Annotated in this window: 19 protein-coding genes; 13 read left to right on the forward strand and 6 right to left on the reverse strand. The window is 71.5% G+C overall.

The window, feature by feature from the left end; all coding sequences use genetic code 11:
- Positions 1–52 precede the first annotated feature (52 nt).
- Positions 53–1,024 carry an SDR family NAD(P)-dependent oxidoreductase gene (locus tag V6U79_RS03590; RefSeq protein ID WP_334613457.1) on the forward strand — a complete coding sequence of 324 codons (972 nt, stop codon included), beginning with the start codon at positions 53–55 and terminating at the stop codon, positions 1,022–1,024.
- 13 nt (positions 1,025–1,037) lie between these two features.
- Here V6U79_RS03590 and V6U79_RS03595 read toward each other — a convergent pair whose 3' ends face one another.
- Positions 1,038–1,589: a DUF5872 domain-containing protein gene (locus tag V6U79_RS03595; RefSeq protein WP_334613458.1), complete on the reverse strand. Its 552-nt coding sequence runs from the start codon at positions 1,587–1,589 to the stop codon at positions 1,038–1,040.
- Positions 1,590–1,862: 273 nt separating this feature from the next.
- Between V6U79_RS03595 and V6U79_RS03600 the strand changes: the two genes are divergently transcribed.
- The 3 genes from V6U79_RS03600 to V6U79_RS03610 are packed head-to-tail and all read left to right on the forward strand — an operon-like array spanning position 1,863 to position 4,246.
- Positions 1,863–2,660 (forward strand): ABC transporter ATP-binding protein, encoded by a 798-nt coding sequence (locus V6U79_RS03600; RefSeq protein ID WP_334613460.1) that lies wholly within the window; start codon positions 1,863–1,865, stop codon positions 2,658–2,660.
- Positions 2,657–3,418: an ABC transporter permease gene (locus V6U79_RS03605; protein WP_334613461.1), complete on the forward strand. Its 762-nt coding sequence runs from the start codon at positions 2,657–2,659 to the stop codon at positions 3,416–3,418. The genes V6U79_RS03600 and V6U79_RS03605 overlap by 4 nt, the downstream gene beginning before the upstream one ends.
- A gap of 45 nt (positions 3,419–3,463) precedes the next feature.
- Positions 3,464–4,246 carry a MerR family transcriptional regulator gene (locus V6U79_RS03610; protein WP_334529973.1) on the forward strand — a complete coding sequence of 261 codons (783 nt, stop codon included), beginning with the start codon at positions 3,464–3,466 and terminating at the stop codon, positions 4,244–4,246.
- A 179-nt stretch (positions 4,247–4,425) separates the two neighbouring features.
- On the opposite strand, the gene V6U79_RS03615 is transcribed toward V6U79_RS03610, so the two are convergent.
- The 3 genes from V6U79_RS03615 to V6U79_RS03625 all read right to left on the reverse strand — a co-directional run bounded on the left by V6U79_RS03615 (position 4,426) and on the right by V6U79_RS03625 (position 9,201).
- Positions 4,426–5,208 carry a TOPRIM nucleotidyl transferase/hydrolase domain-containing protein gene (locus V6U79_RS03615; protein ID WP_334613462.1) on the reverse strand — a complete coding sequence of 261 codons (783 nt, stop codon included), beginning with the start codon at positions 5,206–5,208 and terminating at the stop codon, positions 4,426–4,428.
- Positions 5,209–5,392: 184 nt separating this feature from the next.
- Positions 5,393–6,850 (reverse strand): cellulose binding domain-containing protein, encoded by a 1,458-nt coding sequence (locus V6U79_RS03620; RefSeq protein WP_334613464.1) that lies wholly within the window; start codon positions 6,848–6,850, stop codon positions 5,393–5,395.
- Positions 6,850–9,201: a cellulose binding domain-containing protein gene (locus V6U79_RS03625; RefSeq protein WP_334613465.1), complete on the reverse strand. Its 2,352-nt coding sequence runs from the start codon at positions 9,199–9,201 to the stop codon at positions 6,850–6,852. The genes V6U79_RS03620 and V6U79_RS03625 overlap by 1 nt, the downstream gene beginning before the upstream one ends.
- Before the next feature lie 285 nt (positions 9,202–9,486).
- Here V6U79_RS03625 and V6U79_RS03630 point away from each other — a divergent pair, with 285 nt between their 5' ends.
- On the forward strand, positions 9,487–10,317 hold the full coding sequence (locus tag V6U79_RS03630; protein ID WP_334523934.1) for an NAD-dependent epimerase/dehydratase family protein: 831 nt from the start codon (positions 9,487–9,489) through the stop codon (positions 10,315–10,317).
- Here the strand turns inward: V6U79_RS03630 and V6U79_RS03635 are convergent.
- Complete coding sequence (locus tag V6U79_RS03635; RefSeq protein WP_334613468.1) at positions 10,314–11,210, reverse strand: IclR family transcriptional regulator; 897 nt, start codon at positions 11,208–11,210, stop codon at positions 10,314–10,316. The two genes, V6U79_RS03630 and V6U79_RS03635, sit on opposite strands and share 4 nt — an antisense overlap.
- A 124-nt stretch (positions 11,211–11,334) precedes the next feature.
- On the opposite strand from V6U79_RS03635, the gene V6U79_RS03640 reads away from it, so the two are divergent.
- The 8 genes from V6U79_RS03640 to V6U79_RS03675 all read left to right on the forward strand — a co-directional run bounded on the left by V6U79_RS03640 (position 11,335) and on the right by V6U79_RS03675 (position 20,323).
- Positions 11,335–12,669 (forward strand): sugar ABC transporter substrate-binding protein, encoded by a 1,335-nt coding sequence (locus tag V6U79_RS03640; RefSeq protein WP_334613469.1) that lies wholly within the window; start codon positions 11,335–11,337, stop codon positions 12,667–12,669.
- Between the two features lie 122 nt (positions 12,670–12,791).
- Complete coding sequence (locus V6U79_RS03645) at positions 12,792–13,679, forward strand: carbohydrate ABC transporter permease (RefSeq protein ID WP_334613471.1); 888 nt, start codon at positions 12,792–12,794, stop codon at positions 13,677–13,679.
- Positions 13,676–14,605: a carbohydrate ABC transporter permease gene (locus V6U79_RS03650; RefSeq protein ID WP_334523947.1), complete on the forward strand. Its 930-nt coding sequence runs from the start codon at positions 13,676–13,678 to the stop codon at positions 14,603–14,605. Before V6U79_RS03645 ends, V6U79_RS03650 begins: the two co-directional genes overlap by 4 nt.
- Before the next feature lie 66 nt (positions 14,606–14,671).
- Positions 14,672–15,643 carry a 5-dehydro-4-deoxyglucarate dehydratase gene (locus V6U79_RS03655; RefSeq protein WP_334523950.1) on the forward strand — a complete coding sequence of 324 codons (972 nt, stop codon included), beginning with the start codon at positions 14,672–14,674 and terminating at the stop codon, positions 15,641–15,643.
- Positions 15,644–15,677: 34 nt separating this feature from the next.
- Positions 15,678–16,946, forward strand: coding sequence for a glucarate dehydratase family protein (locus V6U79_RS03660; protein WP_334613472.1), 1,269 nt, complete (start codon positions 15,678–15,680; stop codon positions 16,944–16,946).
- Complete coding sequence (locus V6U79_RS03665) at positions 16,940–18,091, forward strand: hypothetical protein (RefSeq protein ID WP_334613473.1); 1,152 nt, start codon at positions 16,940–16,942, stop codon at positions 18,089–18,091. Before V6U79_RS03660 ends, V6U79_RS03665 begins: the two co-directional genes overlap by 7 nt.
- On the forward strand, positions 18,084–19,487 hold the full coding sequence (locus V6U79_RS03670; protein WP_334613474.1) for an aldehyde dehydrogenase family protein: 1,404 nt from the start codon (positions 18,084–18,086) through the stop codon (positions 19,485–19,487). The genes V6U79_RS03665 and V6U79_RS03670 overlap by 8 nt, the downstream gene beginning before the upstream one ends.
- A complete protein-coding gene (locus V6U79_RS03675) occupies positions 19,484–20,323 on the forward strand; it encodes a sugar phosphate isomerase/epimerase family protein (protein ID WP_334613476.1) in 840 nt (279 codons plus the stop codon). The genes V6U79_RS03670 and V6U79_RS03675 overlap by 4 nt, the downstream gene beginning before the upstream one ends.
- A gap of 162 nt (positions 20,324–20,485) precedes the next feature.
- On the opposite strand, the gene V6U79_RS03680 is transcribed toward V6U79_RS03675, so the two are convergent.
- Positions 20,486–21,631, reverse strand: coding sequence for an RNA polymerase sigma factor (locus tag V6U79_RS03680; protein ID WP_334613829.1), 1,146 nt, complete (start codon positions 21,629–21,631; stop codon positions 20,486–20,488).
- Positions 21,632–21,633: the final 2 nt, after the last annotated feature.

Consider the following 21,633-nt stretch of genomic DNA (forward strand, 5'->3'; position numbering starts at 1 on the left):
GCGGACGCGGAACCATGGGCGGCCCCGCGGGGCCGTTCGTAGCGTTGCCATCATGACAGCCACCGCACGCCTGACCACTCCGTTCGCCGCCCACGCGACGGCCGCCGAGATCCTCGACGGCGTCGACCTCACCGGGCGCCGGATGATCGTCACCGGCGGCGCCTCCGGCATCGGCGTGGAGACCGTAACCGCCCTGGCCGGCGCCGGCGCGGCCGTCACCGTCGCCACCCGCGATCCGGGCCGGGCCGCCGCGCTGGTCGAGGAGTTCTCCGGGCCCGGCCCGGGCAGCGTCCGGGCGGCCGCCCTCGACCTGGCCGACCTGTCGTCGGTCGACGCCTTCGTCGCGGCCTGGGAGGGGCCGCTGCACGCGCTGGTCGCCAACGCCGGTGTCATGGCCGTCCCGACCCGGCAGCTCACCGCCGAGGGCTGGGAGATGCAGCTCGCCACCAACTACCTCGGCCACTTCGCGCTCGCCCGCGGCCTGCGCGACAGTCTCCGCGCCGGCACCGGACGGGTGGTGGTCGTCAGCTCCGGGGCGCAGTTGCGCCGGGCCGTCGACTTCGACGACCCGCACTTCGAGCGCCAGCCGTACGAGCCCTGGGCGGCGTACTTCCAGTCCAAGACCGCCGACGTCCTGCTGGTGGTCGGCATCGCCCGCCACTGGGCCGCGGACGGGATCACCGCCAACGCGGCCAACCCCGGCTACATCATGACCAACCTCCAGCGGCACCTCGACGACGACACGTTGCGCTCGGTCGGGGTGACGATCGACGAGGCGGGCAACCCGACGGTGCCGGACTACTTCAAGACGCCCGCCCAGGGCGCGGCGACCTCGGTGCTGCTGGCGGCGTCGCCGCTGCTCGAGGGCGTCACCGGCCGCTACTTCGAGGACAACCAGGAGGCGGTGGTCGTCCCGGGCGGGCCGGAGCCGATGACCGGGGTGGCCGAGCACGCCGTCGACCCGGCGGCCGCCGACCGGCTCTGGGCGTACGCCGAAGAGGTCCTGACCTCCCGCCAGCGGTAGCTTGCTTCCACCGTCAGCGCCGGTGCAGCTCCGACTCCAGCCTCTGGAGGAGCGTCTTGCGGGCCTTGTCGCCGCGCTCGCGGCGCAGTGCCGCCTTGAGCTGGTTGGTGTCCAGGTCGCGGACGAGCTTCACCGCCTGGGCGACCGGCATCTCCGACAGCTGCTCCGCCGTCGTCACGTCCCGCCGGGCCCGCTTGGCGGGCCCGGTGTTGGACACGAACTGGCGGCCGGTGCGGGACGTCTGTCGCTTCTTGCGGTCAGTGGCGCGCCGCTCCTCCTCGGAAAGCTCCTCCCAGGCCTGCTTGGGCAGGTACCGGCTCGTCTCGCCGTTCCGACGTGCCCGGGCGGAGCCCTCCTTGGTCTGCCACTCCTCGGCTCCCCACCGTTGCAGGGACTTCTGCCGCTCGTCCTTCGGCCCGACGTAGCCACCGCCGCGCCGTTGGTACTCCTTGGTGAGCAGCTGCGACTTGCGCGCCGACCACTGCCCCGGCTTGCCGCCCTTGTCGGAGGCCTGAATCTCCTTCTTGACCTGCTCACGGAGTTCCGGCTTCGTGTACCGCGCCATGAGCTGGCAATACCCGGCACGAGGCGGAGTGAACACCCCGACGCCTCGCCTCGCAGGAGGCCGAACAGCAGGACGGCCGCCCGGGTGAATTCGCCGCGGCGCATCTTCAGGAAGTAGCGCTCGCCGTCGGACGTGTCCACCCGGTACGCCCATGCGTGCCCGTCGAGCCCGACCGGCATGAACACGAGCCCGCGACCTCCGATCGAGGGGACGAACTGACGCTGCCGTCGAGACTTGACCTTGACGCTGCGTCAACCCTCCATGCTGACTGTCATGAGCATCCCGTCAACGACCGGTCGGGTCGACCGGCCCGTGATACACGTGCACGGCCTGGAGAAGTCGTTCAAGCATCTGAAGGTGCTGCGCGGCGTGGACATCGAAGTGGCGCGGGGCAGCATCTTCGCCCTGCTCGGCTCGAACGGGGCGGGCAAGACCACGGTGGTGAGGATCCTGTCCACGCTGCTCAAGGCCGACGCAGGGACTGCCCGGGTCAACGGCTTCGACGTCGCGACGCAGGCCGCCGACGTACGCGAGTCCATCAGTCTCACCGGGCAGTTCGCGGCGGTCGACGGGATCCTCAGCGGTCGGGAGAACCTCGTCCTGGTCGCCAGGCTGAGGCACCTCAAGGATCCGGGCGCGATCGCGGATGACCTCCTGGGGCGCTTCTCGCTGACCGAGGCGGGCACCCGGAGGGTGGCGACCTACTCCGGTGGCATGCGCCGCCGCCTGGACATCGCGATGAGTCTCATCGGGAACCCGCCGGTCATCTTCCTCGACGAGCCGACGACCGGGCTGGACCCGGAGGCGCGCATCGAGGTGTGGCAGGCCGTCAAGGAGCTCGCCGAGGGCGGCACGACCGTGCTGCTCACGACCCAGTACCTCGACGAGGCGGAGCAGCTCGCCGATCGGATCGCGATCCTTCACGAGGGCCGGATCATCGTGAACGGCACCCTCAACGAACTCAAGCAGCTCCTCCCAGCCGCCGAGGTCGAGTACGTCGAGAAGCAGCCGACCCTCGAGGACGTCTTCCTCACCCTCGTCGGCGCCGGAACGGACAAGGAACAACGATGAACAAGCACTTCCTCGGCGACACCGCCGTTCTCCTGGGACGTTCGCTGCGGCACATCGCCCGCAGCCCGGACACCATCATCACGACCGCGATCATGCCGATCGCCTTCATGCTGCTGTTCGTCTACGTCTTCGGCGGCGCGATCGAGACCGGGTCCGACTCGTACGTGAACTACCTGCTGCCCGGCATCCTGCTCATCACGATCGCCTCGGGCATCTCCTACACCGCCTACCGGCTCTTCCTGGACATGCAGGGCGGCATCTTCGAACGGTTCCAGTCCATGCCGATCGCACGATCCTCCGTGCTGTGGGCGCACGTCCTGACCTCGCTCGTCGCCAACCTGATCTCGCTCGTGGTCGTCATCGGCGTCGCCCTCCTCATGGGCTTCCGCACGGGGGCGGGCGTGCTGGGGTGGCTCGCGGTCGCCGGCATTCTGGTCCTGTTCACCCTGGCGCTGACCTGGATCGCAGTGATCCCCGGCCTCACCGCGAAGTCCGTGGACGGCGCGAGCGCGTTCTCCTACCCGGTCATCTTCCTACCGTTCATCAGCTCGGCCTTCGTGCCCACCGAGTCCATGCCCGGCCCGGTGCGCGCCTTCGCCGAGCACCAGCCGGTGACCTCCATCGTCAACGCGATCCGAGACCTGTTCACCCGGCAGCCGGTCGGCACCGACATCTGGACCGCCCTCGCCTGGTGCGTTGGCATCCTCGTCGTCGCCTACATCTTCGCCAACATCTCCTACCGTCGAAGGATCGCCTGAGCCGGCGTCGACGGGTCCGGCTGAGGTGAGGGCAGGATCTACAGCATGCTGACGATCGGTCAACTGGCGGCGTACGCCGGCGTCACGGTGCGGGCGGTGCGGCACTATCACCAGATCGGACTCCTACCCGAGCCGGAACGGGACGCGTCGGGTTACCGGCGGTATGGCGCGACGGCAGTCGTGTCACTCATCAAGATCCGCACTCTCGCCAACGCTGGCGTGCCGCTGTCCCAGATCGATCAGATGCTCGAAGCCGACGCATCGACCTTTGCCGAAGCAATCCAGAGGATCGACGGGCACCTGCGCGACGAGATCGAACGGCTCGAGACCAGCCGCAAGCAGATCGCGCAACTCGCTGCCGGGGACCGTCTGACGCTCCCACCGGAGGTGGTCTCCTATCTCGATCGGCTTCGGGAGATCGGGGCGTCAGAGCGGATGGTGGAGGGTGAGCGGGACGGATGGATCCTGGTTGCGGCTCGCTGGCCCGATCGCATCCGCGAGTTCATGCCCGGGAAGCTCGCGCAGCTCGATGACCCGGAAGTCGTCCGGCTCTATCGGTTGCTGTCGGACATCTTCGAGAGTGACGCAGGCGACGACGACCCGCGTCTGGTGGAAGCCGCCGACATCTTGGCCTGCCTGGCCGAGCAGGCATTCACCTCCGGCGAGATCTACCTCGGCGACGAGGGTTACGACGATCTACCGCATGACCTACTGGATGCGCTTGCCGTCGAGTCCGACCCGCGGGTGGAGCGGCTGCTGGACCTGATGCGCGAGCGTGGCTGGGCCGGTTGGAACCGGCTGGAGCGGCTGGCGGAGCCGCCTGACTGACCCATCGGGCGTCGTTTCACACCTGGGATGACTACTCACGCAGGAGGCTCAAGTGCCCACACACTGGGGCTTCCGGCGGGAGCTGTGGCGCGTCATCGTGACGGCGACCAACCGGATGGCGATGGCGATGCGGGTCCGGCACCTTTCGAGCCGACGGTCGAGGCTCGACCTTCGGTGGGTCAGACGGTGGCGAGTAGCGCGTCGAGTGGCCGCGGCAGGGTGTCCCGGCCGACTGCCGCCTCGACGAGTAGGCGTGCGTAGCGCAGGTTGCGGCGCGAACTGCTCCGCAGGAACCGCCACAGCTGCGCTTCGGGCTGCTGGCCGCGCCAGGCGGGCTGGCTCTGGAACGAGCGGAACGATCGGAGGTCACCCTGCGAATCGAAGAGCGCTTCGACCCGTGCCGCGCCCAGGGCGCGGATCAGCTCATCCTCCAGATCGTTGACGCAGACGTAGAACCCGAGGCGCTCCATGTCGGTGCGCGTCCGGGGTGCGCCGACGTGGTTCATGTCCAGCCCGCGCCGGAATACCTCCTCCTCACGCAGGTCGCACAGACCGGCAAGTCGTACCCGGGCGCCCAGTGGGCCCAACCTCGTGAGGAAGCGGCCGATCGCGTGCGCGCCGCCGATCGGCACGATCACCACCCGCTCGGCCTCGAGATCGCGGCCGCGGCCCACTGCGGCGGTTTCCAGTGCGATCTGGTCGCTGATGCCCTCGACGAGCACCACGGCTACGGCGGACCCGACCTTCGCCAGGGCGCAGGCCGTAGCCCGGATCGAGGCGGCGTTGCCACCCAGTCGGCCATCGAGCGCTCCGCCGGCAAGCTCACGGCACTCGATGACCCCCGTGGTGGTTCCCCCGTCCGGCTGTGATGGCAGAGAACCCCCGCGCACACCGGCCAGCGCCTGGTCGCCATCTGGGTCGGGTGGGTCAGTGGGCATTTCGGCCCGTCGGGTCGTGGCCATGGCCGCAATCATCGGTGAAACGCCTCTCGGCTGACCAGGGATTTGACCGGCCGACCTACGTCACAGCTGGCGGAGCAGCTGCCTCGTGGTTACCGCGTCCGAAGGTCGACGTTCGCTCCGTGCCCTCGTGCGAGCCCAACCGGTTCGTGGCTCCGTCGCCGGTTGGGCTCGCACTGGGCTCGGGTTACGGGGTGGTGGGGATGTTGGTCAGCCCGTTCACCGCGTTGGTGACGGTGTTGGAGGAGTACACGACGTTCGGGTTCGAGGAGCATTTCGACGTCGAGGTGACGTAGATGGCGTACCGGCCGACGCCGCCGAGGTCCGACGTGTTGTTGCGCCAGATGTTGCCGCAGCCGTAGCCGTCGATCAGGTTGTGCGTCTCGTAGCCGTTGGCGAACGTTCCGGGCGACCGGAAGGTGCCGGTGTTGCCTTCGATGAGGTAGCCGTTGCCCTTGGCGTCGACCCACGAATCGGCGGAGTTGGATCCCGAGATGCCCTGGCCGTTGAACCGGTTGCCCCGGATCACGCCGCCCACGGTGCCCTCCTTGACGTCCACGTGCTCGGCGGCGACGTTGGGGCCGATGGTGTTGTTCAGCACCTGCACCCGGTCCGAGCGGTCCATCCCGCCGGAGTTGCCGTGGCAGCCGAAGTTCGAGTTCGAGGACCCGATGTAGACCGCCTCACCGTAACCGGCCTGCACCAGGCCGGTGTCCGTGATCGTGGAGTTGCGGATGATCCCGTCCGCCGAGGAACGGCGGAAATGGATCGCTTCCTCGTCGGTGTGGTGCACGTACAACCCGTCGATGGTGACGTGGTGGGAGTTGTCGAGCACGATGCCCTTCTTCGACTCGGCCACGGTGAAGCCGGTCAGGTTCCAGTACGGCGCGTTGGACAACCAGAGGCCGTAGCCGGAGTCCCAGCCGGCGGTCGGTGCCGGGCAGGACGGGGCGGTGCCGGAAGGGCCGTCGTTGACGAGGACCGCGGTCCTGGGGCCGGTCAGCGTGATCCTGGCAGAGGCGGTGCCGGCCCGCTGGGTGAGGAAAGCCCCCCGGTAGGTGCCGGACGCGAGCCGGATGGTCTGGCCGGGCTGGGCGGCGGCCAGGGCGGTCTGCAGCTGGGCCGCGGTGGCGACGTCCACGACCGAACCGCTGGGCGGTGGTGTCGTCGGAGGCGGTGTCGTGGGCGGCGGGGTGGTGGGAGGTGCGGTGGTGGGCGGCGGGGTCGTCGGGGCCGTGCCGTCGCAGGGCCTTCCGTTGATGGTGCAGTTGAGGGGGGTGCCGGTGCCGGAGACGTTGAAGCCGAAGTCTTCGGTGGCACCGGGTGCGATGTCGCCGTTGTGGCTGGCGTTGGTGAATCGGTAGTGCTGTCCGCTCTGGGTGCGTACGGAGCTCCACGAGTTGGTGATCGTGGTGCCGCTGGGTAGGTCGAACTCGACGGTCCAGCTGGTGCTCGCGGCGTCGCCACGGTTGGTGATGAGGTAGTCCGCGCCGTAGCCGCCGTTCCAGGTGGAGGTCTTGACGAAGCGGGCGGTCAGGTCGGGCGCGGCGGCGTTCGCCGCGGGCGCGAACACCAGGGCCGCAGCGCCGAGGGCGGCGACGAAGCCGGCCACGGCAACCGCTCTGCCGGTACGTGGGTGTGGCATCAGCAGGGCCTTCCGTTGATGGTGCAGTTGAGGGGGGTGCCGGTGCCGGAGACGTTGAAGCCGAAGTCTTCGGTGGCACCGGGTGCGATGTCGCCGTTGTGGCTGGCGTTGGTGAATCGGTAGTGCTGTCCGCTCTGGGTGCGTACGGAGCTCCACGAGTTGGTGATCGTGGTGCCGGCGGGCAGGTCGAACTCGACGACCCAGCTGGTGGTCGCGGTGCTGCCGGTGTTGGTGATGACGTAGTCCGCGCCGTAGCCGCCGTTCCAGGTGGAGGTCTTGACGAAGCGGGCGGTCAGCCCGCTCGACGGGGGCGCCGTGGTGGGTGGCGGCGTCGTCGGGGACGGCGTCGTGGTCGGCGGTGGCGTCGTCGGCGGTGCGGTGGTGGGCGGCGGGGTGGCGCCGCCGACCCGGGTCAGGAACAGCGACGGCCCGGTGTCGGTGCGGGTGGCGTCGACGCCGTGCCCACCGGTGTAGTCGCGCTGTTCGTTCTGGGCCCAGTCGGCGATCGGCGTACCGCCGATGTCGAGGTGGCGGAAGCCCGTGCCGTTCCAGCCGAACTGGTAGATCCGGGTGCGGTCCGGGTAGTAGGCGGTGTAGGGCGCGGTGTTCGAGCCGAGCTGCTTGGTCATCGTGTTGTTGAAGAAGACGTTGCGGGGCCCGGTGGAGCCGGACCACTTCACCGCCTTCTTGCCGGCGCCCCACCAGATCGGGAACCAGTTCGAGGTGTCCGGTCCGCCGCCGCCCTCTTCGCCGCAGTTGGCCGTGCAGTTGGCGGAGCGGTGGGCGTACGGGACGGTCACCGTGTTGAGCTCGAAGAGGTTGTGGCGTTCCCAGCCGCCGTGCAGGTTGAGGTCGGAGTCGAAGTCGTTGCCGATGACCACGTTGCCCGACGCGGACCACTGGAACGTGAAGTGGCGCAGGTTGCGGGAGACGTTGCCGGCGTAGAGGGAGTCCCAGACCCGGGAGCCGCGGAAGTAGCCGTTGCCGCCCTTGCCCTTGTTCCACGCGCCGTCGAGGTGGTTGTCGACGATCTGCAGGTTCTTGGCCTCCTCGGTGACGATCGGGTGGGAGCCGGTCATCTCGGCGCGGATGCCGCGTACCCACGAGTTGGCCGCCCACTTGAAGACGATGCCGTGCATCTGCGCGGCCGGGTCGAGGTTGCCGTAGTTGTGCTTCGCGGCCGCTGGGGCGAGCCCGGGTATCTCCTGGGTGAGGGAGAGGGACTCGATGCCGACGCCGAGGACCGGGTCGACCAGCGGCGCCGCCTTGGACTGGTAGACCGTGCCGTCGATCGGCGCCGACCCGTCGGAGGTGGAGTTCACCGGTACGTCGTACTCCAGCGGCTTGTCCAGGGTGATCGTGCGGTTGGCGGAGTCGGCTGCGGCGATCGTGAAGATCTGCTGCCGCATGTGGAGGTTGAGCAGCGGATGCTGGGTGGGCAGCGCCTGCTGCTGGGCGTAGAAGTTGACCGAGTTCGCGGCCCGGATGTTGACCAGCGCGCCGGCGGTCAGGTGGGTCATGGAGGCGTTGCTGGCCAGGTGTACGACGGTGTCGCCGGCCCGCGCGGCGTACGCGGTGTCACCGGTCTTGCCGCGCAGCGCGACACCGGCCTTCCAGTGCACGTTCACCGTGCCTTCGAAGATGTCCTTACGGTTGGCCGGGGCGGCGGCGTGATCGCTGGCGTAACTGGTGTGCACGCCTCGGGACTGCACCCGGAACAGGCCGCGGCCCGGCCAGAGCCAGCCGCCCTTGCCCTGCCCGAAGGCCATCGCGTCCTCGTCCCAGTCCGATCCGTCGGGGGTGAGGGTGTCGTAGCGGGTGTTGGCGTCCGGCCGGTAGGCGATCCGGGTGCCGGTGGTGGGGTCGGCGCCGGCGCCGCGGATCACCAGGTAGTCGGCGTCGACGTGCAGTTCCCGACTGACGTTGAGTACGCCGGCGGGCAGGTTGATCAGGCTGAGCCGGGTGTAGCTCGCACTGCCGGAGCAGGTCGACCGGACCGCGTCGATCGCCGACTGGAGGCCGGCGGAGTCGTCCACCCCGTCGCCGGGGCGTACCCCGAAGCTGCCGGCCAGTTCGGCCGGGGTCACCTGGCAGGCGGCGTCGGGGTTGATCTGACTGCTGCCCGGCAGGGCGGCACCGCCGCGGTAGCCGGCGCGGCGCCAGTCGTAGAGGCCGGTCAGGGGAGCGCGGCGGTTGCCGGTGGAGAGATCCAGGGTGAGCGCCGCGTCGGCCGACGCGGCGGTCACCTGCGGGGACTGCTGGTCGGCCGCGGCGAGCGCGACCGGCATGGTGGCGAGGACCACGGCCGTGCCCACGAGGGGCACGAGCCGGGGTAGGAGGGAAGGGGGCACCACGACCTCCGGGTGATTGTCGCCGTCGGAGAAGCGGCGGGGGGCGGGTGAAGGGTGGGTGGCATCGCCAGATATCGACGAAGGTTGCTAGCCAGTTAACTGAACGGCGGCCAACGGGTCAATGGTTGTCCTGTCGGTAACATAACTTCCACATATGTGGACGCAGCTGCCTGTTCTTCCACGTATGTGGACGGCGTGCGCTGTGGAAGACGGAGTCCTTGTATCAGGACGGCGGGGGTTATGCTGTGGCACCCGTTCCGCAACAGACCAACGGAGGGCAGTGGCATGGCGGAGGAACGCATCCTGATCACCGGAGGGGCCGGAAAGGTGGCGACCCTGCTCCGGCCCCGGCTGGCTCGCCCCGGCCGTACGCTTCGGCTGCTGGACGTCAGGCAACCAGAACCGACCACGGAACCTGCCGACGGTAGGGAAGAGGTGGTGGTCGCCTCGGTTGACGATCTCGACGCGATGGTGGAGGCCTGCCGCGACGTCGACGCGATCGTCCACCTCGGGGGGCAGAGCCGCGAGGCCGGCGTCGAGGAGGTGCTCCGGCTCAACGCGTACGGCACGTACTGCGTGCTGGAGGCGGCCCGGCGCACCGGCGTACGCCGGGTGGTGCTCGCGTCGTCGAACCACGCGGCCGGCTTCCACCGCCGGCACGGGGCGCCGGCGGGGGGTCTGCCGGCGGACGTGCCCGGGCGCCCCGACACGCTGTACGGGTGGAGCAAGGTGGCGGCCGAGGCGGCCGGGCAGCTCTACGCCGACCGTTTCGGCATGGATGTGATCTGCCTGCGCATCGGTCTGTGGTTCCCCAGGCCGCCGGGGCTGCGCGGCCTGGCCCTGTGGCTGTCCCCCGACGACGGGGCGCGCCTGGTGGAGGCGTGCCTGACCGCCGACTCACCCGGCTACCGGATCGTCTGGGGGGTCAGCCGCAACACCCGCCGCTGGTGGTCGCTGGCCGAGGGCGAGGCGATCGGCTACCACCCGAAGGACGACGCCGAGCAGTACGCCGACGAACTCGTCGCCGCCCACGGGGAGCCCGACTTCGACGCCGACCCGGTGCTCGACCGGGCCGGCGGCCAGTGGTGCGACGTGCCTCTCGGCGAGCGCTACTAGCGGATTCCCTCCCGGCGAAGGGTGGCGGCGAGTCGCTGGGTGTGGGTCACCACCGCCTTGACCACCCGGTCCAGCTCCTCGCCGTCGGCCAACTGAGCGGGCATCGAGCAGGAGATGGCGTCCGTGGCCGGAATCCGGTAGCCGACCGGCGCGGCCACGCACGCCACCTCCTCGGTGCCCTGCTCCCGTTCGAACGCCCAGCCCCGCTGCCGTACCGCGTCCAGTTCGGCGTACAGCGCCGCCCGGTCGGTCATGGTGTGCGGGGTGGCCTTCTCCAGGTCGGCCGGCAGGATCTGCTCCACCTCGTCGGTGGTGAGCTCGGCGAGCAGCGCCTGGCCGAGGGCGGTCAGGTGGGCCGGCAGGCGCCGCCCGACCCGGGAGACGACGCGGACGGCGTCGCGTGACTCCCGGCTCGCCAGGTAGAGCACGTGCGCGTCATCGCGTCGGGCGTAGTGGATCGTGTACCCGACCTCGGCGCGCAGATCCTCCAGCGTCTCGTGCGCGTACGGCAGGGCGCGGTCACGGTCGAGGTAGGCGGTGCCGGAGAGCAACGCGTGCGGCCCGACCCCGAACGCCATCCCGGCCTCATCGGTCTCCACCCACTTCAGTTCCCGCAGCGTGCGCACCAACGCGTGCAGGCTGGAGCGCGGGTAGCCCATCCGCTCCTGCAGCTCGGAGAGCGTCAGGCGGGTGGGCGACGCGGCCAGCGTCTCCAGGATCCGCACGGTGCGCTCGGCGGACTTGACGGGTGAGGACTCGGCCGGCGCGCCGGCGGGGCCGTGCGCGGCCGCGCGTCCGTTCCTCTCGCCGCCGGCGCGCCGGCCGGCGCCGTCGGAGCGGTCAGCGCGGTCAGCGCTTTCAGGTCGTTCGATGCGCGAGCGAGTGCGGGGCATGGCTCCACCCTGATGGTTATTTGTTTCGGGCCTGTTGACCGCCATGGTACCGGAAGCTAACTTGTTGATGCCCAAGTGACACACATCAAGAACGCGTCCATATATGTAGACAGGAGGCAGTCTCGTGGCTGACCGTCGAGGCGCGACCAAGCTTGTGGCTCTGTTCGCCGTCGCCGTCACCGCCCTGGGGGTGAGCGCCTGCGGAGGTGACGCCGGTGACGCGGCGCAGGACGCCAAGGCGCCGTTGCAGATCTGGGTCCGCAAGCCCCCGGGAGCGACCGAACAGACCGCCAAGGCGCTGGCCGCCAAGTTCACCGAGTCCAGCGGCATCCCGACCACCGTCACCGCCCTCTTCGAGGACTTCGAGACGAAGCTGCAGCAGGCCGCCGCGCAGAAGCAGCTTCCCGACATCGTCATCAACGACACCGGCCAGCTCGGCACCCTGGTCAAGCAGGGCCTGGTCCGCGAGGTCGAGCGCGCCGACATCGCCGGCGAGCAGGATCTGACCCCGGTGGCCTGGGACGCCGCCAAGGCGGCGGACGGCAAGCACTACGCGGTGCCGTTCTCCGCCCAGTCGTTCGCCCTGTTCATCCGCAAGGACTGGCGGGAGAAGGTCGGGCTGCCAGCTCCCCGGAGCTGGTCCGACCTGGACACGCTCGCCACCGCCTTCACCAGCCGGGACCCGGACGGCAACGGCAAGGCCGACACGTACGGGTACGCCGTACCCGCCTCGACGAAGCGCGGCTACACCGCGTGGTACTTCTCCAGCTTCCTGTGGGCCGGCGGTGGAGACTTCCTCAGCGGTAAGCCGGGCGCCTTCACCCCGGCGATCGCCAGCCCCGAGTCGGTCGCGGCGGTCGACTGGTTCAAGGCCCAGTTCTGCACCGCCAAGACCGTCGCGCCGGGCGCGGTCACCATGGAGACCACCCAGGCGCACCCGGTGTTCGAGACCGGCAAGGCCGGCATCTACCTCACCGGGCCCTACAACATGGCCCGCTTCGACAAGAACCTCGGCAAGGACAAGTACGAGGTGGTCCCCGCGCCGCCCGGTCCGAGCGGCAAGGCTGCCTCGCTCGCCGAGGGCGAGAACGTCTACCTGATGGCCGGTTCCGACAACCGGGCCGGACAGGAGAAGTTCGCCGAGTTCGCGGTCTCCGTGGAAGGGCAGACCCTCGGGATGGCCGGCGACACCGCCGGCAACTTCGTCCGCCTGCCGGTGAACGCGACGGTCAAGCTCGCCGAGGTCCGTTCCGACGCCCGGTGGCAGACCTTCGACGAGATCTACCGGACGGTCGGGCGGTACGTCCCGGCGGTGCCGGAGTGGACGCCGTTCCAGCAGAAGGCGGCGGAGACGATCAACGCGATCGTCGCCAACTGCGGCACCGACACCAAGGGCGAACTCGAGAAGCTCGCCGCGACGTTCGCCACCGAGCTGACCAAGCAGGGAGTGAAGGCGTGAGTGGGACCCGGGCGGCGCCGACCCGGCAGGGTGCGCCGGTGCCCGCCGCGACGGGCCGCCCGGGCCGCCCGCCAGCTACACCGGTCCGCCCGGGTCCGCCTGGTGGGCGCCGCGGGCTCTCGATGCCGATGTTCGGCTCGGTCCAGCGGTACCTGGTGCCCTGGCTCTTCCTCGCCCCCGCGCTGATCATCTTCGCGGCCTTCAAGTTCGTGCCGATGGCCCGGGCCGTCGAGATGAGCTTCCACGAGGTACGCCCCTACCTCGGGGACCAGTGGGTCGGTCTGGACAACTACCGGCAGGTGTTCACCGACGACGCCTTCCTCACCGCGATCTGGCACACGGTCGTGCTCGCCGTCGGCCAGACCGGCGGTTCGATCGTGCTCGGGCTGGCGCTGGCGCTGGTGCTGGAGGGCAGCGCCCGGCACCTGTGGTTCGTGCGGACCGCGGTCTTCCTGCCCACGGTCGCGGCGATGGCCGTGGTCGCCGAGGTCTGGCGCATCCTCTACTACCCCGCCCCGGACGGCATGGTCAACGGGTTGCTCGGCTGGGTCGGGCTGGGCCCGTCACAGTTCCTCAACGGCGAGGACACGTCGCTCTGGTCGGTGATGGCGGTCGGCATCTGGCGAGGCGCGCCGTACGACATGATGATCTTCCTCGCCGGCCTGGCCGGCGTCGACCGCGCCCTGTACGAGGCCGCAGCCGCCGATGGCGCCGGACCGTTGCGGCGGCTGTGGCACGTCGCCTTCCCGGCGCTGCGACCCGTCTTCGCGATCCTGGCCACCCTCGCCGCCATCCGCGGGTTGCGGGTGTTCACCGAGATCTTCCTGCTGACCAACGGCGGACCCAACGGCTCCACGGAGGTCCTGATGACCCTCATCTACAAACTCGGCCTGGAACGCAACGAACTCGGCGTGGCCGCCGCCGGATCGATGGTGCTGCTCGGGGCGACCGTCGTGCTCACCCTCGCCGTCCAGGCAGCGCGGCGCCGCGACCGCGGGGCAGCCCGGTGACCGCCGGCACCGCCGCCCGCCGGGCCGGTACGCCACCTCGCCCCGGTACCAGAGCGCAGCGGGCACAGCGGCTCGACACGGCACTCGGGTTCGCCGCGCTGCCCGGACCGATCGCGCGGATCGTACGCCTCCTGCTCTACGCCGTCCTCGTCTGCGTCTTCGCCGGCCCGCTGGTCGCCCTGCTGGTCAGCGCGTTCACCCCGGTGCCCGACCCGAGCCGACTGACGCTGCTGCCGACCCGCCTCACCCTGGACAACTTCACCGCCGCGATCCGTCGTGACGTCCTGCTCTACCTGCTCAACTCGTTCATCGTGGTCGGGGTCGGGTTGCTGCTGCAGATCATGGTCAGCATCTCGGCGGCGTACGCTCTGGCCCGCAAACGCTTCCCCGGCATGCGGCTGGTCTTCCTGCTGATCCTCGCCACGATGATGCTGCCCGAGGAGATCCTGGCCATCCCGCTCTCCCTGGTGCTCGCCGACGTGCCGGTGATCCACGTCAACCTCGTCGGCAGCCTGGTCGGGATGATCGTGCCCGTCGCCGCCTGGGGCTTCTCCATCCTGGTCATGACCGAGTTCATGCGGGAGATCCCCGTCGAACTGGAGGAGGCCGCCCGCATCGACGGCGCCGGCGACCTGCGGATCTTCTGGTCGGTGGTCCTGCCGCTGTGCCGACCGGCGCTCGGCGTCATCGGCATCTTCGGCTTCACCATGATCTGGGACCAGTACATGCTGCCGCTGCTGGTCGCCCAGGACGCCAGCCAGTTCACCCTGCCGCTGGCGCTGCGCACCCTGCGCAACGACGAAGAGGTCGGGGTCGGCGTACTGCTCGCCGCGTCGCTGCTCGCCCTGCTGCCCTCGGTCCTCGTGTTCCTCGCCATGCAGCGGCAGTTCATGCGTGGCCTCACCTCCGGAGCGGTCAAGGGCTGACCCCGACCGCCGCCCCGCCCGACCGCCACCCGTGTACCCATCGAGACCGCACAGACAAGGAATCCCATGCGCCTGCACGGCCTGCTCTCCTTCCCGCTGACCCCGTTCACCTCCGACGACACCGTCGACCTCGCCGTGTTCGCCGAGCACGTCGCACAGCAGATCGCCGCCGGCCCGTCGGCGCTCTTCGTGGCCTGCGGCACCGGAGAGTTCACCGCCCTGGACCGCGACGAGTACCGCGAGGTGGTCAGCACGGCGGTGCGGGTGGCCGGGGGCCGCCTGCCGATCTTCGCCGGCACCGGCGGCGGACCGCAGTGCGCCCGGGAATTCGCCCGGATCGCCGCCGACTGCGGCGCGGACGGGCTGCTGCTGCTGCCGCCGTACCTGGTCACCTCCACGCCCGCCGGCCTGGTGCGCCACGTCGGGTACGTCGCCGGCGGCACCCCGTTGCCGATCATGGTTTACCAGCGGGCCAACGCCGTACTCGACCCGGCCGCCGCCGTGGCGCTGCTCGACATCCCCACCGTGACCGGGATCAAGGACGGCCGTGGTGACGTCGACGCCATGCTCCGGCTGGTCACCGCGGTACGGACCAGCGGCCATCCGCGCGCCGCCGAATTCGGTTTCCTCAACGGGCTGCCCACCGCCGAGTTGTCCGTTCAGGCGTACCGGGCGATCGGGGTGGAGAGCTACTCCTCGGCGGTGCTGTGCTTCGCGCCCGACATCGCCACCGCCTTTCACCGGGCGGTGCGCACGGGCGACGACGAGACGGTGACCAGCCTGCTGGCCGAGTTCTACCTACCGCTGGTGGCGCTGCGCGACGAGGTACCCGGCTACGCCGTCGCGCTGGTCAAGGCCGGTGCCCGCCTCACCGGGCTGCCGGTGGGCCCGGTCCGCCCACCGCTGGTCGACCCCAGCCCCGCCCACGTCGAGCAGTTGGCGGGAATCCTCGACCGCGGACGTGCCGCACTCGCCCGGCTGAACCCGACCGGTGTCGCCGAGGTCGCTCACGCCGCGCCGGGGCCGGTGGCGGCATGAGCGGACCGCCCACCGACGACTTGAGGAGGTCGCCGTGCCCGACCCGTTGACCGTCACCGGCGTCACGGTCACCCCCGTGGCCTTCCCGGACCCGCCCCTGCTCAACTCGGCCGGCGTGCATCAACCGTGGGCGCTGCGCGCGATCGTCGAGGTCCGCGGCACCGACGGGCTGATCGGCCTCGGCGAGACCTACGGTGACGCGCCGCACCTCGCCCTGCTGCACCGGGTCGCGGCCGGGCTGACCGGCCTGGACGTGTTCGACATCGCCGCGCTGACCCGGCACGTCGAGGCCGCGGTGGGGGCCGCCGACGCCCCCGACCGGCACGGCCTCACCGGCGGCTCCAGCACCGCCAAGACCGTGGCCCGGGTGCTGTCCCCGTTCGAGGTGGCCTTCCTCGACCTCCAGGCGCGGGCGATCGGCCGGCCGGTGTACGCGCTCCTCGGCGGCAAGGCCCGCGACGAGGTGCCGTTCGCCGCGTACCTGTTCTACAAGTGGGCGGCCCATCCCGGAGCGGAGCCGGACGAGTGGAACGAGGCCGTCGACCCGGACGGCATCGTGGCCCAGGCCCGGAAGATGATCGACAGGTACGGCTTCCGGTCGATCAAGCTGAAGGGCGGGGTGCTGCCGCCGGAGGAGGAGATCGCGGCGATCCAGGCGCTGCGGGCCGCGTTCCCGGAGCATCCACTACGGCTGGACCCCAACTGCGCGTGGACCGTCGACACCTCGCTGCGGGTCGCCGAGCAGACCGCCGGCCTGCTGGAGTACCTGGAGGACCCCACGCCGGGTATTCCCGGGATGGCGCGGGTCGCCGCCCGGGCGCCCATGCCGCTGGCCACCAACATGTGCGTGGTGAGCTTCGCCGACCTGCCGCAGGCGGTGGCCGAGGGTGCGGTGGGAGTGGTCCTCGCCGACCACCACTACTGGGGTGGCCTCGCCGCGTCCGCCCGCCTCGCCAGCATCTGCGAGACCTGGGGCATCGGCCTGTCGATGCACTCCAACAGCCACCTCGGCATCAGCCTGGCCGCGATGACGCACCTCGCCGCGGCCACCCCGCACCTGGCGTACGCGGTCGACACGCACAGCCCCTGGCAGTGCGGCGTGGACGTGGTCGAAGCCCCGCTGTCCATCGTCGACGGCACCGTGACGGTGCCGGACACCCCCGGCCTGGGGGTGACCCTGGACCGCGACGCCCTCGCCCGGATGCACGAGGACTACCAGCGGTGCGGTATCCGCGAACGGGACGACACCGCCTACCTGCGGCAGTTCCAGCCCGACTACGAGAAGCGGAGGCCCCGGTGGTGACCGTCACCGGACACGCCTACCCCTGGGACGTCATCGGCGACCCGTCGTTCCCCGACCGGGTACGCGAACTCGGCCTCACCGGCGTGACCCTGGCCGCCAGCTACCACTCCACCCGGGCGGCGACCCCGTTGCACCCCCGGCACCAGCTCGTGGACGCCCGCTGGGCCGCCCTGTACCGCCCGGTCCGCGACAGCGTCTGGGCCCCCCACCGCCTGCGTCCCGGGGCCGCAGAGTGGATGACCGAGGCGGACCCGTTCGGCGTCGCGGCCGACGCGTTGCGCCGTGCCGGGGTACCGGTCACCGCCTGGATCGTGCTCACCCACAGCACCCGGTTGGGCAGCGCCCATCCGGACCTCGCCGTCACCAACTGCTTCGGCGAGCGCTACCCGTACGCGCTGTGCCCGGCCAACCCGCAGGTGCGCGACTACGCGGCGACGCTCACCGCCGAGGCGGTGCGTGACGTACCGGTCGACGCGGTGTCCCTCGAGGCGTGCGGCCAACTCGGCCTCGCGCACCTCGGGCATCACGAGAAGACCGACGACGCCTGGACGGCGAACGCCGCGCGGCTGCTGTCGATCTGCTGCTGCCAGGGGTGTCAGTCGGCCTGGCGGGAGCGAGGGCTCGACCCGGGCGAGGTGGTCGACCGGCTGCGGGCGGACGTGCACGCCGAAGCCGCCCGTGCCCCCGACCCGTCGCCCACACCGCTCACCGACCCGATGGCGGGCCCCCTGCTCGCCACCCGTCACGCGGCCACCGACGCGCTGCGGACGCAGGTGCTCGCCGCACTGCGGGAGGTGCTGCCGGACGCGCCGGTGACCCTGCACGCCAACCCCGACCCGTGGGCCACCGGGCCCTCACCCGGGCTCACCCCGACCGCCGCGGCCGACGTCGACGCGCTGCTCGTACCGGCCTGGCCCACCGGGCCGGCCAGCGCCGAGATCGTGACCCGGGCCGCCCGGACCGGTCGGCCGGTCGACGCGTACGTCACCGTGCTCCCGCCGGCTGCCCCGGACGCGCTCGCCGACCACGTACGGCGGCTACGCGGCGCCGGGGCGACCCGGTTCAGCCTCTATCACCTGGGCCTCGCGCCGGCATGGCGCCAGCGGCTCTTCGTCGAGATCGTCAAGGCGGTACACGATGACTGACCCCCGGACCGTCCACGAGTACACGACCCGCGCGGCCGACGCCGCCCGCGTCCTCGCCACCTGGACCGGCGCCCAGCGCCGCGACCTGCTGCACCGGTGCGCGGACGCGCTCGCCGCGGCCGAGGACAGGATCGTCGCGGTCGCCGGTGCGGAGACCGGACTGCCCCCGGCGCGCCTCGCCGGTGAGCTCGCGCGCACCACCGGCCAGCTCCGGCTGCTCGGCGACTTCGTGGCCGCGGGCCGGCACCGGGAGGCTCTCGCCTCGCCGGGTGCCGCGCCGGGTGGAGCCGACGTGTTCACGGTGCCGGTTCCGGTGGGGCCGGTGGCCGTCTTCGCGGCCTCCAACTTCCCGCTCGCCTTCGGGGTGCCTGGCGGGGACACCGCGTCCGCGCTCGCCGCCGGCTGCCCGGTGGTCGTCAAGGCGCACCCGGCCCAACCGGAGACCTCACGGCTGCTCGCCGAGCTGCTTGCCAAACCGCTCGACGCCGCGCCATCGGGCACCTTCGCCCTGGTCGAGGGTGGACCCGAGGTATCTCTGGCGCTGGTCACCAGTCCGCCGATCCGGGCGGTCGGGTTCACCGGTTCGCTGAGCGGGGGGCGGGCGTTGATGGACGCAGCGGCGGGGCGTCCCGACCCCGTTCCCGTCTACGCCGAGATGGGCTCACTCAACCCGGTGCTCGTGCTGCCCACCGCGGCCCGCGACGAGACCTGGGCGGCGACGCTGGCGACGGCGGTCACCGCTTCGGCCGGGCAACTCTGCACCAAACCCGGCCTGGTCCTGCTCCCGGCCGACCCGGCCGGCACGGCCCTGGCCGCTGCGCTCGCCGCTGCGGTGGCCACGGCGCCGTCGCACCCGATGCTCACCGCGGAGATGGCCGCCGCCCACGCCGGGTGGCGGGAGCGGGCCGGCGCCCTGCCCGGCGCGCAGCTCACCAGCGCCCCGCCGCCCCCCGCCGCGGGCCCGGACGAGGCGCAGGTGCCGCGCCCGTTCGTCGTCCAGGTCGACCCCGACCAGCTCGGTGGGGAACTGCTGGAGGAGCACTTCGGGCCGGCGGTCGTCGTCTGCACCGCGCCCGTCGAGACGTACCCCGGGATCGTCGCGCGGCTGGCGGGCAGTCTGACCGCGACGCTCATCGTCGACCACACCGACCCGGCCGACAACGACCTGGCCGTCGCCCTGCTGCCGGCGCTCGCCGAACGGGCCGGGCGGATCGTGGTCAACGGGGTGCCGACCGGAGTGGCGGTGTGCGACGCGATGCACCACGGGGGTCCCTGGCCGGCGACCTCGGCGCCCTGGTCGACCAGCGTCGGCACCGCCGCCGTGCGTCGGTTCCTGCGTCCGGTGGCGCTGCAGGGCGTACCGGCCGACCTCGCCGCCGCGGTGTTCCCGGGATGAGTCTCCGCCCCGGTCTGGTCTCGGTGACCTTCCGGCAACTCGTCCCCGCCGAGGTGGTGGCGCTGGCTCGCGCGGCCGGGCTCGCCGGGATCGAGTGGGGTGGAGACGTCCACGTGCCACCCGGAGACGACGACGTGGCCCGGCGGGTCGCCGACCTCACCACCGGTGCGGGGCTGGCCGTCTCCGGGTACGGGTCGTACTACCGGCTGGGCCACTCGGCAGCCGAGGGGCTGGCGCCCGAGACGGTGGTGCGCACGGCCCGCCTGCTCGGCGCGCCCGTGATCCGGATCTGGGCCGGGCGCCGGCCCAGCACCGAGGCGGACGCCCACTACCGCGCCAGCGTCGTCGAGGACGCCCGCCGCGTCGCCGACCTGGCCGGCGCGGCGGGTCTCACCGTCGCCTTCGAGTACCACCGCAATACGCTCACCGACACCCGCGGCTCCACGGCGTGGCTACTGGAAACCCTGGCCGGCCTACCGGTCCGCACGCTGTGGCAGCCGCAGCCCGAGCGGGACCGCGCGGAGAACCTGGCCGATCTGCACGCCGTCCTGCCGTACCTGGCCGACCTGCACGTGTTCGCCTGGACCCCGCAGCGCCAGCGGCTGCCGCTGCACAGCCACCACGCCGACTGGGCGGCGTACCTCACCGCGGCGAGGAGCGCACCAGGACAACGGTTCGCCTCGCTGGAGTTCGTCATCGACGACGATCCCGGCCTGCTGCCTACCGAGGCGGACACCCTGCACCGACTGCTCGGGACCGACCCGCCGGCCCCCCGACACCCACACCACGCCGCGCCGCGTCCACGTCCATCAGGAACCCAGCCACGAACAAGGTGAAGGCCGCCCGTCCCTGGCGGCGCCGAACAGGTCGCTTCTGTTCATGCGAACCAGGCCACTGCCCGCCCGTTGCCACCGGTCCGGGCCAGCGGCACGTCGTCGAGCGCGAGCACGTCGTGCAGCGTCTGGTCAGGTGCGGGTGGCATGCCTTCGTGGGAAGCGTCAGCGACAACGGCGGGCGTTGAGCCGGGCGGCCTGGCGCGTCAGGTGGTCGCGCTCGGCGAGGTTGGGTGCCTTCTGGGCCGCCTCGGCGTAGAGCCGTGCCGCCGTCGCCAGGTCGCCGTCGCGTTCGTGGAGGTACGCCGCCACCGCGGTGTGGCGGGGCAGTGATTCGTCCAGCGCCTTGAGCGCCGCCAGGCCGGCGCGCGGTCCGTCGGCCTCGCCGACGGCCACCGCGCGGTTGAGCCGGACGACCGGGCTGTCGGTCAGGCGCGTGAGCTCGTCGTACCACTCGACGATCTGCACCCAGTCGGTCTCCTCGGCGGTGGGCGCGTCCGCGTGCAGTGCCGCGATGGCGGCCTGGGCCTGGAACTCGCCCAACCGGTCGCGGGCGAGGGCGGCCTGCAGGATCTGCACGCCTTCGGCGATCGACTCGGTGTCCCACCGGCCGCGGTCCTGCTCGGTGAGCGGCACCAGGCGCCCGTCGGGCGCGGTCCGCGCGGCGCGGCGGGCGTGGTGGAGCAGCATGAGGGCGAGCAGCCCGGCCACCTCGGGGTGGTCGATCGCGGCGGCGAGTTGCCGGGTGAGCCGGATGGCCTCGGCGGCGAGGTCGAGGTCGCCGGAATAGCCCTCGTTGAAGACCAGGTACAGGACGCGCAGCACGGTGGCGACGTCGCCGGGCTGGTCGAACCGTACGCCGGAGACGGTGCGTTTGGCCCGGCTGATGCGCTGCGCCATGGTCGCCTCGGGCACCAGGTAGGCGTGGGCGATCTGGCGGGTGGTCAGCCCGCCGACGGCGCGTAGCGTGAGCGCGACCGCGGACGACGGGGTCAGCGACGGGTGGGCGCACAGGAAGTAGAGCTGGAGCGTGTCGTCCACCGCGGGCGCGGGCCCGGGCGCCGGCTCCTCGTCGAGGAGGTCCTCACGCCGGCGGCGCGCGGCGTCCGCCCGGGTCGCGTCGAGGAACCGGCGCCAGGCCACGGTGACCAGCCAGCCCTTCGGCTCCCGCGGCGGGTCGGCTGGCCAGACGCGGACCGCCTCGACCAGCGCGTCCTGCACGGCGTCCTCGGCCGCCGCGAAGTCGGCTCCGCGGCGGACGAGGATCCCGAGCACGCTCGGCGTGAGGCTCCGGAGCAGGGCCTCGTCCATCT

It is taken from the genome of Micromonospora psammae (assembly GCF_036902725.1).
In the GTDB taxonomy this organism is placed as follows: domain Bacteria; phylum Actinomycetota; class Actinomycetes; order Mycobacteriales; family Micromonosporaceae; genus Micromonospora.